Here is a 15,975-nt window from a genome sequence, read left to right on the forward strand (position 1 = left end):
CCGTTGTTTTCAGGTTAGATACACCGTTGTTTTCTGATAACTTTCATAATATGTAATCTTTTCCAAGAAAGAATATTTTAGCTGTAGGGTTAGAAAACAGCTATAAACCAGCTTGACCTGTTTACAGTACTTACTTTCCCAGCTCTGAGAACAAGTTAAATAAAGGATTAGGAAACGTATGGACTTAAGGGGAAAGGCTCTCGACTAAAATTTTGTGGTTGTTGGGGGACTGGATTGAATACAATCCGTCCCCCATGTTCTCATCGTGTCAAGCTATGCACACTTGCCAAACATTTTTACACCCCCATTATATATAAAATTTGTGAAAGAGTTTGGAAGTTTATACTTTGAACATTCATCGCTTATTGAAAAACAAATCAAGGGTCTGGAGAAATATGGCAAATACATAACAGAGCCGGGTTTTGGTTAAAAATGGCAAACTGAAAAACATATCCATGGCCTGGTGAAAAGAGCCACTATTAACAATATTTTTAATTTAAAAATATTGAGTAGGAGATCTGCTGGAATTCAGAATTGCAGTCACTTCCCGCTCAATTCTTTCATGCGTAGTATTTCTCATTTTTTTCCATTAGTTCAGGACTTCAATGATTTTACTCATTGGAATCCAATACTTTACCTATTTTATTTCTATTTTGCATTTCGACCCCCCTCAAAAAAACCAACTTAATTTTTTTATTCATAATGTTTATTGCTAATTATACCTATACTCATCCATTTAAGAATAATTTTGAAAAATTTTAGCAATTATTGTTTTATTTTTCAGTAGATCCCTCAAATTTAGACTTGGTTTTTTAGAACTATGTAGAATTCAAGCCAAACTCATCAAACTTATTGATTATGTGTTCTCAACGGATTAAATAAGTTGAATCAGTTGTTGAAAAATTCATCATATTTTTAAGAGGGGGGTCGAAATGTAAATTCTATCAATTTCAGTTACTAACTCTGGGGAAAGGCTGTCAATTAATTCTTAAATGTCAAATCTGTCAAATACGCCGGTGATAAGGTTATGATGGCGAAGAGTTATGAATTCATAGCTGGAGAAACTGAGAAAATGAGTCAGACAAAAAATAAAGAGTCTTTCTTTTCGCGTAACTCCCCGTTTCTCCCAGATCAGCAAAATAGAGCCTTTTTCTATCCGGACAATACATATCAAGTTCAAGCTTGATCTTCTCGATAAGCTCCATGCAGCAGCTCCCTGTAACTCCGTAATTTTCTTCCAGAATCCCTATAAGGGTTTCTACCTCAATTCCATCATGGATAACTTTTTGCAGGCCCTGCAGGATACTTCTGACGAGCTCTTCTTCAGTTAGAGAATCCTGTATCTCGATATTTTCAACCACATACCTGCAAGCCTGCCTCTCCCCTTCGAAATGCAGATGTTCCAGAGCAGATAACCTGATGTTATGGTACATTTCAGCACCACAAACCGGACAATGTATTTTTAAAAACATTATTAACTCCCATCCGAGAATTAAATAACCTCTAAAGATATAAGAGCTAATCAAGCATGCTGAAAGTAATCAAAAACTTGAATGTGGGGTAAGTTTCTTTATTGAGAACTAAAAAAGATATCATCTTCAAACTTGCAGTACAGGTAGAGAAAAACTATGCTTCTTTAACAGGACTCGCAGGTATGATCCCCAATTTTATTGAAGCGGATAATACTTTATTCAAAAAAAACTTTTCTAAGGTTCTCCTCTTTAGTTCCTTTCTCTTTTTCCGATTCCGCAATATTTTTACTCAAATTCTCCAATTCCTTATATAAAAGTACACCAAGAGTGTCTTCAAGACTGAGATTGAATTTTTCAGATATCCTGGAAAGAATTTGAACATTTTTTTTAGATAAGAAAACCGGCTCTACTTCCTCTTTCCCCCAGTGTAAAAGTACAACCTTTTCGATATCCATTTTTTTGATTTGCCTGACACAAAATTCAATTCCATGACTTCTACTGCTGAATATTTTTTCATCATACAATCTATCAAGCCATGATGCTAAATCATTATCCATTGAGATAGTGAACCGTTCTTTCATCGCTAAATCATATCACTGATTATAATATAAACGATTGTATGAAAAAAGAACCGATAATAAGTTATTTATAAGAATAGTTAATAACAATGTATGATAAATACACCGATTATGAATGAAAAAGAATGTGAAAAGGAAGGGAGAATGCTGGATAAACAGAGAGACGTGATAGCAGAGTCCTGCGACATAATGTTTCATACAGCTGCGAGATATGTAGTAAGTATAGTCCTCCTGTTAACTCCTTTGCTTTTGACGGATCGAGGGGTAGAAAAAACAGAAGCAAAACCCGTATCCTGGGAAAAAACAGTGTTTTTATGGAGAGAAGAAAACGAAAGTGAACTTTCGGGCAGGAGTTTGCAGACCGATGAAAATGACTGTCGTTTACTCGTACAGAATATTAAAGGTTTTATAGGGTTCAGGACGGATGAGAACTTTGAACCGGTATTTATTGATGGAGATGTGAAAGGCGTAACCGGTTACAATAAAGAGGATTTTCTATCCAGCAGGGCAAGATGGTTAGAAATAATCGTATCCGAAGACTTGCCTCTTATTTTTAAAAATGTAAAAACAGCTTTGTCTAATCCGGCCGCTTCCACCGAAATAGAGTATCGGATACGGAATAGGGATGATGATATAAAGTGGGTCAGGCAGGTTATTCAGAAAACTCCGTCAGTTTCCGGAAAGCGCGGAGAAGTACAGGGATTTATTCGTGATATCACCGGAAGTAAACTGGCAGCGATTTCCCTGGAAAAAATTGGGAACGCACGCATAAAAGAAATTAACCACAGGATAAAAAATAACCTTCAGGTGATCTCATCCCTGCTCAGTTTCGAAGCTGATAAATCTATCGATCCAGAAATTATTGAAGCGTTTCGGGAAAGCCAGAACCGTATAGCCTCAATGTCTCTTATCCATCAGGAACTCTGCATCGGAGAAACGTACACAATTGACTTTGCCGACTATCTTCGGAAACTCACTGCAGAACTTTTCAATTCCTACCGGGTAGGAAATGAAAGGATTAATTTGAGATTGGACCTCGAACAGGTTTATATGGAAACAGATACCGCGGTACCCCTTGGTATTATTGTCAACGAACTGGTTTCAAATGCCCTGAAGCATGCCTTTCTACCTGGAAAAGAAGGAGAAATTCGAGTAAATCTTTCCCGGATGAAGAATTGCAAAAAAGAATTTAAAAACTCCAAGAGCTCAGGAATTGTATCAGGTTACTCAAATGAAAAGAATTTGCAGTTCATCCTGACCGTAGAAGACAACGGCCGGGGAATTCCGGAATTGACGGACCTTCAGAATAAGGACTCCCTTGGGTTGCAGCTCGTAAACATTTTTGTTGAACAGATAGGAGGTTACATCGAACTTAAAAGAGACAAAGGGACAAAATTCAATATCCGCTTCAGTAAGCTGGAAATTGAGAAATGAAGCTTTCCGGGGCATTAATTCTCAGTCGTCCAATTAGGCATACATGCTGATAATAATATTACCTTCTCTTTAATTCCATATATCATTACATTATGAGTTTATTATGAGCTGTTGAAGTTACAACAGAGCTGGAGATTATAGTACTCATTCTTTTCTTATCTGTTTTAAACATCTTTATTTTTTATATATTCAGTCTTCCCGAATGACCCAGGTTCCTTTGCTTCTGTCCCTTATCTATCTGCTTCTGTCCCTTATCTATTATCTACTGTTAAATTTTTGAATATACAAAATATAAAGAAAGTTTTCCTATATGCACAGGTTTTAACCTTAACCTGCTGCTTTTTACTTACTCGGGATTCTTAAATATGTGTATTCAATGACTCAGATGTAAAAAAGAACTTTGGAGTGTTTTACCATGACCACGAATACAAATAAAAAAGAGTGATTTTACCTGCTATTCCTGTCTGCTTCTAATATCCCCCTTATGGGGTTTTGCTCATTTTCTATGCTACTTTACAGCAGATTCTCATCTGCCCATAGATCAAATACCTGCAATTGCTCTTCCGTATGGAAGTAATGCTCCCCTTGCTCAAGAACTTTAACTGTTGCTTGATACCTCGCTGCAAATGCTGAAATTTCGTCCCATTCAGACAGATTATCGTCCGAGCCGTACAAAATGGCAGTCGGTACTTTCCATTCAAAACAGATAGGGTTTTCTCTCACATAGCAATAATAGTCCCATTCCAATGTCTGTCCAATCGGCAATCGGATTTCATGCTCTGCTTTTAGTCTCTCTTCACTTACCTGGAAACCTTCCATCATATTGCGTATAATGCGTTCCATATTGACAACAGGCGAGAGAAACAAACTTTGCTTTATGTCAAAGTCATGATAGGCAAGCAGACTGAAATAGGCGCCCATGCTACATGCAAACAAATGAATGTCAGACGCAAGCGACTTTGCATGCTCATAAACAGCAACCAGATCACTTATGCAATTTTCGGGAATACAGGCATATTCCTCATCTACATGCTCACCGTGCATTGGCAGGTCAAAGCTTAACGCCTGGTAACCTTTTGCAACGGCCTTTTGTGCCATCATGGAAATTACGGTGTCCTCTTTATTAGAAAGGTTGCCGTGAACTTCAATCAATAGCTTTTCACCTTGCTTTCCCCACAGGATGGCAGGAATACGAGTTTTATTATTTGAGATATAAAAATGTCTTTTCTCCATTTTCTCACTTATCTCCTATATGGGCAAAGCATCCGTAAACTAGTACCGTGACCTAAATGTTGAACATACATTTTAGTGACTACCATCAGCTGATATTGTTTTGATCTAAATTGATGATCCATAATTAAGTTTTCATGGTACTAGTTCATGTCACTTCTCGATGATGAATATAAAACTTCATACATGACTGAATTTATCGGAGCCCTGAGCGTATCTACACTTCATCCAGATATCTCTGCAGCTTATCCGCAAGTTTGCCAATATGAATACCATCAACAAATGTATGATGAACCTGGACTGCAAACGGCATCATTAATTTGCCACCCCTTTCATGATATTTTCCCCAATCAAATATGGGTTGCGCTTTTTCCCTGTTTCCTAAATCCGTGTGCAAAATATGCGTAAACGTTATCCACGGAAGGGCAGAGAATTGATATACATCGTTTTCTACAGGGCCTGTAAAATGTTCTTTTTGATTTTCTGCCGTTACGATTGCCAGTTGTACAAACTTCTCAATCGTAGCCTGCATGGGCACGTTTACTACCTTAAATAATTCTGTTTCTTTATCCAGATATGTAAATGAGGTGTCAACGGAATCATATAACACAACTTCGCCATCAAGAAAACGATACCGAAACTCCTCGATTTCATTTGCGCATTTCGTAACAGCAAAGATAAACGCCATCGTAAATGACCAGTTATTTTCTTTAACGTACCTTTTAAAATTCTTCACATCAAGTTCAAAACTCACACAATATTGAGGCTGCACTGCATTCCTGTAGATTTGACAATATTCTTTTCTTTTCCATGTTTCAAAATTTATTATCTGGTAGCTGTTTCCCATATTTACGCCTTCGTTCAATACAATCCACATTCCGATATATTTTCTTTTAGTTTCACGACCTGTTTTCTCGACAGATCTCATACATTACCGTTTCTTTAAGTGGTTTTTCCGAGTATTATGGAAGTCGGGACTCAAAAAGACAGTGGTGGGATAACCTAAGATAAAAGTAATGCGGTTGGCTCAATGTATCAGGGGACGTTAAATTCTTTTCTTACAATATAAAGATCGAACAGTCCAACATTTTGAAGCTCTATGATAATTCATTCTGTTTTCCTTAATTCTATGCTTCATTATCAGTGCCTCACCTTTCAGGATGATGAATTAAGGAAAATTAAAAAACAGTTGATGGCATTGAAATTTTCTTTATAATGATCCCACTCCAAAAGTAATGTGGTTACTCCAAAAGTAATGTGGTTAGATCAAGTTTTGGGATAAGCTCATTCGTTAGTTATACAGTTTCCCATCCTGTAGTGTTTCCGAGAAGAAAAGGCCTTGAATTACGTTTCCAAAAAATCGACATGACTCATTCACACCAACATACTGCTTGCCATTCTTAAATATGGTGTCATTGTTTGCTCCGATTTCGATTTTGGAACCATCTCTCTGATAAAATGTGCATGTCGTATCTGCAGGTCTGTCATTAGCTTCTCCAAATCGAAAACTTAATACTTTTGCAACATTGACGGCTTTCTCAATATCTTCATCGCCGGTAAGATTAATGGTTTCATTTCCCTGCACAATTTGCACAGATATGATATTCGTTTTTTCCAGTTCATGAGCAACAGGTAAACCATGTGCAAGATAAAAATAGACCAGTAAAATAATAGTTGTAATAACAAATGGTATTATAAAATTTGCAACCTTTTTAATCATTCGACTTTAACTCCGTTTTATTTCGCAAAGAGTTTTCTTTCCTTTTTTGCTGCCGGAACTGCTCCAAGCCTGCCATAAATTTCTCAAAAAAAGAATTCACGGCGTTCCTTCTTTATTTATAGTTTTAATTGAGTGCCCGTAACATGCTTCTCTTTGTAGGGAAATTGCTTTTCAAAATCCTCCAGCTCCTCCTTTTCTATTTTAAAAATCTCGTCCTCATAAAATTCTCCTGAAACACCATTCAAGCTGTTATCGTAGAGTTCTAATGCCATAAATGCATCAACATCATCACCCCAGGATGACCGAATATTATATTCTTTAGCATTGACAAAACCAAAACGATGATAGTAGTCGGGATTTCCAAAAATAATAATACCCTTATATCCCAGCTGCCTTGCCTTTTCGATAGAATAATTTATTAATAAAGAACCGATCCCCTGCTTTTGATATGCCGGCAATACTGCAAACGGGCCCATACATAAAACTTCGAACTTTTTATTTTCCTCATTTATGACCTTAGCTTTTGAATAGATAATATTTCCGACGATTGTATCCTTATCACATGCAACGAAATCCAACTCTTTTACAAATGCAGGTACTTTTCTTATTTTATGCACTATAAGATGTTCATCACATCCCGGTTTGTATAAATCCCAGAATGCTTCTCTTGTCATGTATTCTACACTTTTGAAGTCCTTTTCTTCTTCTAATCTGATAGAGATGTTCATTGTCGTTTTCTGCTCCCTTCCAAAATAAATCCGTCTCTGCAATGAATGAAAATATAGATTACTCCACTTTCACATCAAAATTAAAATCTTTTGCTATATTTGTTTGCATCTGGCTTTTCACAATTGCTCCATCAGACTTAGTTTTCTCCGCTTTAAAATCCCTGTCTCCCCATCAAACTTGTTTTCGATGTGTTCAATATACTGCAACTTCCTGGGCAAGTCACTGTTCCCATAAACAACCGCATGACATCACTATAAATGAAATCATACCCTTCATATTCATGCACAGTTTTTATACGAAAACCTGTGCTTAAGTAGAAACAAAGAATCAGTTCTTTCGGTATAATACCAAACTTTAGCAGAATTCCTGATAATGCAACGATATTACGTATAAATCACACGAAAAGCGAAACTTTGTGGTCCTGAAGTGAGGTAATATACAATAGCAATTATAGCAATCAGTAGTGCAATAAGAAATATCAACGAAGTATTTTTTCTGGAAAGCTCCATATTATTTTCAACTCCTTCCTAAAAATAAAGGACATGACTGTTTAATAAATGGCCAGGTCACTCACCAAATAACATATTCTCTTTTAACTTATCGATTTGACATATTTTCTATTTAACTGATTGTAAAATAGGAAGAAAATTTTAATCCCCTAAACTCCTATTTGTTAACTCAATATAAATGTTCTGACCAAAGTCTCTAACAATTGCTATTTCTCACACTTTTGTATTCATTCCTGTTACATTGGTGCACATGTTTACTCTAAAAAACTGTGCATTTTTTAAGATTTGATATAGTTATAGGGCTTTTTAGTTCAAAAATACTCAAAATGCACCTATTTAAATAAAAACTATGTATCCATTACTTTGGTGATTTTTTGGTAAAATATCCTCAATCAGGTTATATCAAAGATCCTGACGCTCAAATTTGTTTCATTTTACATGATCATTCGCAGTACCAATTCAGGATACAACATTAGTATTGAGAACTTTTTTATATCCCTGCCTCTTATTCTCAATCATGAATTATTTGAAAAATAGGGCTATGGTTTCCCTTCTGGTTATGCTTTTGCTTGTTAGTTCCGCAGGTGCGGCTTCCGGTGCGGGTAACATTACAGCAGCTGAAACCTTTACAACTTCTATTAATTCCAGTACGGAGAACGATCTTTTTTCGGAATTAAGTGCACAAGCGGAGCTTTATAACAATAACTTTGATAATGTGCCTTCACTCGTCAAAAGACTTGTGGCAAGTGAAGAGATTGCAGGAACAATTGAACTTGAGAATGGTGAGATGCTCTACGTAACCGCACTTATGAGGGGTGGGAAAGTAGGCGAGTTTTACAAATACGACACTCCCAATGATCCCAATTCACAGTTAGGCCCCACCATAATCGTGGAATCCGATGAAGAAACCGTAAGAGAGACACTTGATTCGGATGATCCTTTAAGGAAGGCTGTAGAACAGATGAATGATGGTTCTCTAAATGTGACAGTAGAAGGTTTCTTCCGAAAAACGGTGCTCTGGAGCATAAAGCAGCTGTATTCCTGAACCCTTTAAAAATGTCCTTTCAGAATAAAGATTCGTATAAAAAACCTTTTGATTCCCCTCCTGTACCCCATAAGGAAGGGAATCCTGCTTTCTTTTCTTACTTTGGTTCAGTGCTTGACTATTTCTCCGGGAAGTGTGGCCCTTCCTTTGTGCATTACCACGCCAATATTTATGCTCGTATTGATGCCGGTGTGCACATCATCTCCCATGATCACGCCCAGTTTCCTTCTGCCGGAGTCAAGAATCCTGCCTCTCAACATTACCTTTATGTTCTTCCCGTCATGGCGGAGGTTTGCAACCTTTGTCCCGGCCCCGAAATTGCAGCGGCGGCCTATTACGCTGTCTCCCACGTAGCTCAGGTGCCCTACATGAGTGCCTTCCATAACAATTGTGTTTTTTATTTCAACGGCATTGCCTACCCTGACACGCTTGCCTATTGCAGTTGAAGGGCGGATAAAGCAGTTGGGCCCTATGTCACAGTTCTCACCTATTACCACAGGCCCTTCGATATATGACCCGCTTCGGATTATAGCACCTTTTCCGATTGCAACTTCTCCTTTTATGACTGCGTATGGCTCAACGGTACCTTCGCAGCTGCCTTTGTGGTCTTTTAAAAGGTGTTCGTTTGCTTTCAGGAGGTCCCAGGGATATCCGATGTCAATCCACCTGCCTTCGAGGGGGCTGTAACCCACAGGTGTCCCGCTGTCGATCAGCATCTGGATGGAATCCGTTATCTCAAGTTCCCTTCTCACGGAGGGCCGGGTTTTGTCAATAAAGTCAAAAATGGACTCCCTGAAAAGGTAAATGCCGGCATTTGCAAGGTTGGTTGGGGGGGTTTTCGGCTTTTCAATTATCCTGACAACTTTATTATTCTCGGTCTCGAGCACTCCGAAGTTCGAGGGGTTTTCTACCTCTTTTACGCAGATGACAGCTTCTTCTTTCCTTGAGACCAGGGCCTTTAAGTCCTCCTGTTCTATGAGCATGTCCCCGTTAAGTACAAGGAATGCCCCTTCAACGTGTCCCCTGGCGTAGCCTATCGCATTTGCAGTTCCGAGCTGCTCTTTTTGCTGCACGTACTCAATGCTCACTCCCCATTTGCTTCCGTCCCCGAAGTGGGCTTTTATTTGCTCTTCAAGGTATCCCGTAATGAAGACAAAGCCCTCGATACCGGCTTCTATCGCTGAGTTCAGGATATGTTCAAGTATCGGTTTGTTTGCAACCTTAAGCATCACTTTCGGGCAGTCGGAGGTAAGAGGCTCCATTCTTGTGCCTTTGCCTGCCACGAGGACAACTGCTTTCATTTAAGTGCCTCCTTTACGATTTTCTCTGCCATCCCATAGATTTCGTCTACGTTTTCCCGGGCTTCTGCCGTAATCCTGACCTTTGTTTCCGTTCCCGAGGGGCGGACAAGCACCCAGCCGTTTTCGAGTTCCACGCGGATGCCGTCAATATCAAGGACTTTTCCGAGGGGTTCAAGCTTTGTTTTTACCTTTTCCATTAACTCGGCTTTCTTTTCGTTTGCACACGGAAGAGCTCCCCTTTTTGTGGCATAGACAGGAAGTTCTGCCCTGAGTTCGCTTAATTTCTTTTTCCTGACAATCTCAACAAGCTTCGCAGCAGCATAGATCCCGTCAGGGCAGTAGGAAATCCTGGGGAAAATCCAGCTTCCTGATGGCTCTCCGCCGTAGATGGCCCCATACTGCTTTATGCCCTCTGCAACGTAAACATCCCCAACCCTGGTCCTTATGATTTCCGAACCTTCAAGATAATCGTCAACCATCATAGAGGTGTCCACAGGCACGACTACAGCTTCTTTTTCGCCTCCGCACTCAAAACGCCCGAAGATTGCGAGCAGTTCATCTCCGGAGATGAAGTTGCCTTTTTCGTCGACTGCCATCATCCTGTCCGCGTCCCCATCATGGGCTATTCCGAGGTCGGCTTCGAACGCCACAACGGCTTTTTTGAGCAGGGAAAGGTTCTGGTCGTTAGGTTCGGGGTTCCTTGCAGGGAAGTGCCCGTCAGGCTGGGAGTTCAGGGTTATTACCTGGCAGCCGAGTTCCTGCAGGAGATATGGAGTGATTGTACTTCCGGCTCCGCATCCGCAGTCAAGAACTACGCGCAGTTTTGAATTCCCTACGAGCCTCTCGATCAGATCTATGTGGCTCCGAATGGCGTTTTCGTCCTCGGCAACATTTCCAATGAGGTCCCAGGTAACTCGCAAAAAATTTCCGTTTTCGATAGCATCCTCAATTTCTTCCTGCTGGGCCGAATCAAAAGCCATGCCGTCAGGGTTCCACAACTTTATCCCCACATACTCTGAGGGGTTGTGTGAAGCCGTAACCATTACTCCGCACTCATATTCTCTGGCTGCGTATGCCAGGGTAGGGGTGGTTACCATTCCCACCTTTGTAACATCACAGCCTGCTGCAGTCAGCCCGGCAACCAGGGCGTGCTCTATCATAGGCGCCGAAACTCTGGGGTCCCTCCCGATAACCGCGGTCTTTTTTCGGCTTCCCAGAACAAGCCCTATCTGTAGTGCAAGTTCGGGTGTAACTTCTTTATTGACTATGCCTCTAATTCCTGAAGATCCGAAGAGTTTCATAAATCCCACTCCATATTTCGTGAGGTCCCTTTTTGTTCTGAAGTCCCATATTCTGTTGTTAGATTTATAATCCTGAAAATCCGGTCCTGATCCGAAATTCTCAGTCCGTACAATCATTCGACAGTAACACTCTTTGCAAGGTTGCGGGGTTTGTCAATGGAGCAGTTCCTGGCAAGAGCCGTATAATAGGCAAGCAGCTGAAGTACGACAATACTCAGCAGGGGAGACAGCAGTTCGTCGCTCTGGGGTACTCTGAGGACAACATCTACATACTTCGTGATCTCTGTGTCCTTGTTGTCGGCAACTGCTATTACAAAAGCATCCCTGGCTTTTACTTCCTTTATGTTGCTGAGCATCTTTTCATAAGTATGCCCTCTGGTGGCAATCGCAACTACCGGGGTTCCCTCATCAAGCAGGGCAATCGGACCGTGTTTCAGTTCTCCTGCAGCGAAGCCTTCGGCATGCACGTAGGAAATTTCTTTGAGTTTCAGGGCTCCTTCTAGAGCTATGGGATAGTTAAGATGCCTGCCAAGGAAGAAGTAGCTTTTTGAGCGAGCAAAGCCATCGGCACATTCCTTTATTATTTCCTTCTGGTTTAGGATCTGCTGGATCTGTCCGGGGACTTTCCTGAGGTCCGTAATGAAACTTTTTACATAATCCGGACTAAGCCTGTCCCTTACAAGAGCGAATTTTACGGCGAGGAGATATAGAAGGGTAAGCTGGGTGGTGAAGGTCTTTGTGGCAGCAACTCCGATTTCGGGCCCTGCACGTGTATAGAGCACACTGTTTGCTTCCCTTGTAATCGTGCTTCCCACAACATTTGTAATCGCAAGTGTAGGGCAATTGTAAGACATAATCTCCCGCACGGCTGCAAGGGTATCGGCAGTTTCTCCTGATTGAGTAATCGCAATGGCAAGGGTCCCTTCATTCATAACAGGATTTCTGTACCTGTATTCAGAGCAGATGTCAATGTCGCAGTGAATTCCTGCAAGCTGTTCAAACAGGTATTTCCCGAGCAGGCCTGCGTGCCAGGAGGTTCCGCAGGCGAGAATCTGAACCCTTACAAGTTCCCTGATTTCGTCCTCACTGAGGTTCAGTTCTTTTAAGTAAATATCTCCTTCCAGTTCAGAGACTTTGCCTGCCAGGGTGTTATGAATTGCAGTGACCTGTTCGTGAATCTCTTTCAGCATGAAATGTTCGTAACCTGCTTTTTCCGCAGCCTCAAAGTCCCATTCTATCTTTTCGATCTTCTTTTCCCTGGGTTTTCCTTCCCTGTCAAAGATCTCCACGCCTGCAGGACTCAGGACTGCCGTCTCAAAGTCGTTTACGAAGACAACATCTCTGGTGTGGCTCAGAAAAGCAGTTACATCGGATGCAGCAAAGTTTTCCCCTTTCCCAAGCCCGATGACGAGAGGGCTGTCCTTGCGGGCGAGCACGAGTTTCCCGGGTTCATCAGCAGAGAGGATTGCAAGGGCATAGGACCCTTCAATCTCTTTTAAGGATTCTCTGAGTCCGACAAGGAGTTCGCATTTAGCTTCTTTTCCATCCGGTTTTCCATAGATGTGTTTGTGGAGGAGGTGTGCGACCACTTCGGTGTCGGTTTCGGAGTTGAAGACATAGCCTTCTCCGGTGAGCTGTTCTTTCAGTGCCATGTAATTTTCTATAATCCCGTTATGTACCAGCGAAATTTTTCCCGGGTTACCTCCTGAGTTATGAGGGTGGGCATTTTTCGTGCTTGGACGGCCGTGGGTTGCCCAGCGTGTGTGTCCTATTCCTACGCTTCCTCCGAGGTTCTTCGGAATTTCGGCTTCGAGATTTACGATTTTCCCGACTGCCTTGTAAGTTTCAATTTCTTTACCAAGAACGGTAATCCCTGCGGAGTCGTATCCTCTATATTCAAGTTTTTTCAGGGACTCTATAATGACCGGTGCAGCAGCATTTCGCCCTGCATATCCGACAATTCCACACATTTTTAATCTCCTTTTTAAGAGCTCAGAGGACCACCGAATCACGGGGGAGGTCTCTGTAAATGGTGTTTCCAGACTCTACCTGACAGTTGACAGCAATCATTACGCCGGCTTTCACAAGCACCCTGTCTCCTATCCGGTTATCGTCTCCAAGTATGGTACCGAGCTTCGGAGCAGTGTGAATCTTGCAGTTTATGTTTATCTCAAGGTTTTCTTTTTCCTCTGCAGTAAAGCCCGGGCCAAGGGTATTGTTGCTACCGATTATGCAATTAGAAATCTGTCCGTGGGAAGAAATCCTGCAGTCGTTCATTATGATGCTGTTCTGGATTTCGGTAAAGGACCTTATGGACACATTGTCTCCTATTGTGGTAGAGGGCAGAATTACTACATTAGGTCCTATATCACAGTTTTCCCCGATAACTACCGGGCCTACTATATAGGTTCCGGCACGGATTCTTGAGTTTTTCCCGATTGCAACCTTCCCGCGAATTATTACCCCTTCTTCAATTTCTCCTTCTTGCTTAAGGTTCCTGGAGGAGTTTAATACAGTCGAGTTTGCTTTCAGGAGGTCCCAGGCATGAACCGCATCCAGCCATTTGGATTCGGTCGGGATTGAAGTGACGACTTTTCCTTCGTCAATCATAAGCTGGAGAGTATCGGTTATTGCGTATTCTCCATTTTCGGATATCGGAGTTTTTTCTATTGTTTCAAAGACCTGCGGAGTAAAAATATAAATTCCCGTATTTACGATATGGCTCAGGTCCCCGGGCCTTTTTTCCAGAATTCGGGTAACTCGTTTATTTTCTTTCAATACTACTCCATACCCTGCTGTTTCCTCCATTCTCACGGTTAAAAGGCTTGCATCTCCCTCATAGTTGTTAAGAAGATCTGCAATGGTTTTAGATTCTACCAGGTTGTCTCCGTTAAGGACGAGGAATTCGGAATCTTCGGGACTTATTTGTTTTTTTGCCTGTTCAATTGCATGTGCTGTCCCAAGCTGGGCTTTTTGCTCAACATATGTTATATTGACCCCGAAATTCAGCCCGTCTTCAAAATAGTTCATTATGCGTTCTTTTTCATATCCAACAATAAGGATGATCTCTTTTATTCCATTTTTCTCAAGCGAAGATATGACGTGTTCCAGAATGGGTCTGTTGGCCACAGGAAGCATTACTTTGGAACGAGTAAGCGTAAGAGGCCTGCAGCGCAGTCCTTCCCCTGCTGCAAGGATAATAGCTTTCATAGAGTTAAAGAACTTTTTTTTAGAATTTATACATTACCTTCAAATGCGATCTCATTTAAATATATTAATAAGTTTATTTAATTCAAAGACTCAAATACATTATGTAAAATATTAAAATGAGTTACTGGTCTATTTAAAGGGAAAATTATATATAAGAAGTTGTCACTCTCCGGTTTTAAGAGTGATGAACATTCTAATTTTCTCAAAACTGAAATGCAGGTTTTATCCGTATAAGATAAAAAGCCCTGCTACATAAAACAGATACGCTCCTAGAATCGCGCCTCCTTCCCACCTTTCTAGTTTTTTTCCCGTTATTCCGAAGACTACAAGGGCGAGAGTTATAAAGAACATGAATGGAAAATCGTATTTTGCAAGCTGTTCCGAGACAGGAAGTACGCGAATCTGGGAGGACACCCCGAGGACCATGGCCACGTCCATTGTGTTTGCCCCAAGGATGTTTCCTATGGAGAGGTCCTGGTGCCCTTTCCTGAGAGAGGCAATTGCAGTTGCAAGTTCGGGAAGGGAGGTTCCTATTGCAACCGCCGTCAGGGCTATTATTACTTCGGGTATGCCTATCCATTCGGCTATCTTTATTCCGGAATCTACCAGGATCCTGCTTCCTATAACTACGGAAAAGGAACCGAGAACGAAGAAAGCTATGTCCTTCCGGATATCTTTGATCTTTATCTTTTCTCTTCCGGGCTCGTCATCTTCGAATAACACACGCTGGGTCTTTGAAGCGTGGAATAGGAAGGCAAAAAACACAAGCAGAAGTATTATTCCGTCGAGATGGTTCACATTTCCGTCGCGGCTGACTATGATGAGGACAATTCCTGAAAGGAGCATAAGCCCGCTTTTAATGGGAAAGGTATCGTCCTTCACGGGGATTGCTTTTACAGTGATAATCGAACCCAGTACAAACCCGGTGTTGCATATGACCGAGCCGACTGCATTTCCTATTGTTACATCCGTATGCCCGAGATAAGCTGCTGTTGCAGAAACTGCAAACTCCGGAGCTGTGGTTGCAAAACTTACGATCGTAGCCCCTATAAGCATTTTCGGGATCCCGCTTTTGTTTGAGATTGCAACCGCAGCTTCAATAAACCAGTCCGAACCTTTGCTTATCATGGCAAGGCTGAGCAGAAAGAGAAAGATCAAAAGCAACTCCATGGAGTCCTTTAAAGAGGACAAGGAATATAACTCAAACGCTCTTGTTTTTTCCAGTTTCCATGGATTGTAGATGTTGTAAAAAACTATTCTTTCGCTTTAAGGGGGTTAACAACAGAGTCAAGTTTATATAAAACAATTGTATGATAATGTATGCATCTTCAAGTGTTATGTGCTTTTTTGGCAATACAACCTTTAGGCAATACAACCTTTAGATATCTTTCCGTTCACTATCTCGGATATTTGTCAAATATTTTTGGTAAGTTAATGCATCATTAC

General features: G+C 41.0%; 13 protein-coding genes. 2 read left to right on the forward strand and 11 right to left on the reverse strand.

Going from position 1 to position 15,975, the window contains the following annotated elements:
* Positions 1-1,049: 1,049 nt before the first annotated feature.
* Positions 1,050-1,433: a hypothetical protein gene (locus MSSIT_RS06250; RefSeq protein WP_048170893.1), complete on the reverse strand. Its 384-nt coding sequence runs from the start codon at positions 1,431-1,433 to the stop codon at positions 1,050-1,052.
* A 254-nt stretch (positions 1,434-1,687) separates the two neighbouring features.
* Complete coding sequence (locus MSSIT_RS06255) at positions 1,688-2,053, reverse strand: ribbon-helix-helix domain-containing protein (RefSeq protein WP_048170895.1); 366 nt, start codon at positions 2,051-2,053, stop codon at positions 1,688-1,690.
* 108 nt (positions 2,054-2,161) lie between these two features.
* On the opposite strand from MSSIT_RS06255, the gene MSSIT_RS06260 reads away from it, so the two are divergent.
* Complete coding sequence (locus tag MSSIT_RS06260; protein WP_231590444.1) at positions 2,162-3,484, forward strand: sensor histidine kinase; 1,323 nt, start codon at positions 2,162-2,164, stop codon at positions 3,482-3,484.
* 513 nt (positions 3,485-3,997) lie between these two features.
* Here MSSIT_RS06260 and MSSIT_RS06265 read toward each other — a convergent pair.
* The 4 genes from MSSIT_RS06265 to MSSIT_RS06280 form a co-directional block, all read right to left on the reverse strand.
* Positions 3,998-4,717, reverse strand: a complete 720-nt coding sequence (locus MSSIT_RS06265) for an alpha/beta hydrolase (protein ID WP_048170899.1) — start codon at positions 4,715-4,717, stop codon at positions 3,998-4,000.
* 214 nt (positions 4,718-4,931) lie between these two features.
* The gene (locus MSSIT_RS06270; RefSeq protein ID WP_231590445.1) at positions 4,932-5,642 is read right to left on the reverse strand and encodes a CatA-like O-acetyltransferase; all 711 of its coding nucleotides are present in this window, start codon (positions 5,640-5,642) and stop codon (positions 4,932-4,934) included.
* Positions 5,643-6,005: 363 nt separating this feature from the next.
* Positions 6,006-6,434, reverse strand: coding sequence for a hypothetical protein (locus MSSIT_RS06275; RefSeq protein WP_048170901.1), 429 nt, complete (start codon positions 6,432-6,434; stop codon positions 6,006-6,008).
* Between the two features lie 116 nt (positions 6,435-6,550).
* The gene (locus MSSIT_RS06280; RefSeq protein ID WP_048170903.1) at positions 6,551-7,162 is read right to left on the reverse strand and encodes a GNAT family N-acetyltransferase; all 612 of its coding nucleotides are present in this window, start codon (positions 7,160-7,162) and stop codon (positions 6,551-6,553) included.
* A gap of 1,027 nt (positions 7,163-8,189) precedes the next feature.
* On the opposite strand from MSSIT_RS06280, the gene MSSIT_RS06285 reads away from it, so the two are divergent.
* Complete coding sequence (locus MSSIT_RS06285; RefSeq protein WP_048170904.1) at positions 8,190-8,717, forward strand: hypothetical protein; 528 nt, start codon at positions 8,190-8,192, stop codon at positions 8,715-8,717.
* Between the two features lie 107 nt (positions 8,718-8,824).
* On the opposite strand, the gene glmU (MSSIT_RS06290) is transcribed toward MSSIT_RS06285, so the two are convergent.
* The 5 genes from glmU (MSSIT_RS06290) to MSSIT_RS06310 form a co-directional block, all read right to left on the reverse strand.
* Positions 8,825-10,018 (reverse strand): bifunctional sugar-1-phosphate nucleotidylyltransferase/acetyltransferase, encoded by a 1,194-nt coding sequence (gene glmU / locus MSSIT_RS06290; protein ID WP_048170906.1) that lies wholly within the window; start codon positions 10,016-10,018, stop codon positions 8,825-8,827.
* Positions 10,015-11,319 (reverse strand): phosphoglucosamine mutase, encoded by a 1,305-nt coding sequence (gene glmM, locus MSSIT_RS06295; protein ID WP_048174560.1) that lies wholly within the window; start codon positions 11,317-11,319, stop codon positions 10,015-10,017. The genes glmU (MSSIT_RS06290) and glmM overlap by 4 nt, the downstream gene beginning before the upstream one ends.
* Before the next feature lie 113 nt (positions 11,320-11,432).
* Positions 11,433-13,289 (reverse strand): glutamine--fructose-6-phosphate transaminase (isomerizing), encoded by a 1,857-nt coding sequence (glmS, locus tag MSSIT_RS06300; RefSeq protein ID WP_048170908.1) that lies wholly within the window; start codon positions 13,287-13,289, stop codon positions 11,433-11,435.
* Between the two features lie 22 nt (positions 13,290-13,311).
* Complete coding sequence (gene glmU / locus MSSIT_RS06305) at positions 13,312-14,529, reverse strand: bifunctional sugar-1-phosphate nucleotidylyltransferase/acetyltransferase (RefSeq protein ID WP_048170910.1); 1,218 nt, start codon at positions 14,527-14,529, stop codon at positions 13,312-13,314.
* 222 nt (positions 14,530-14,751) lie between these two features.
* Positions 14,752-15,687 carry a calcium/sodium antiporter gene (locus MSSIT_RS06310; RefSeq protein WP_331456184.1) on the reverse strand — a complete coding sequence of 312 codons (936 nt, stop codon included), beginning with the start codon at positions 15,685-15,687 and terminating at the stop codon, positions 14,752-14,754.
* Positions 15,688-15,975 lie beyond the last annotated feature (288 nt).

This window comes from Methanosarcina siciliae T4/M, from assembly GCF_000970085.1.
In the GTDB taxonomy this organism is placed as follows: domain Archaea; phylum Halobacteriota; class Methanosarcinia; order Methanosarcinales; family Methanosarcinaceae; genus Methanosarcina; species Methanosarcina siciliae.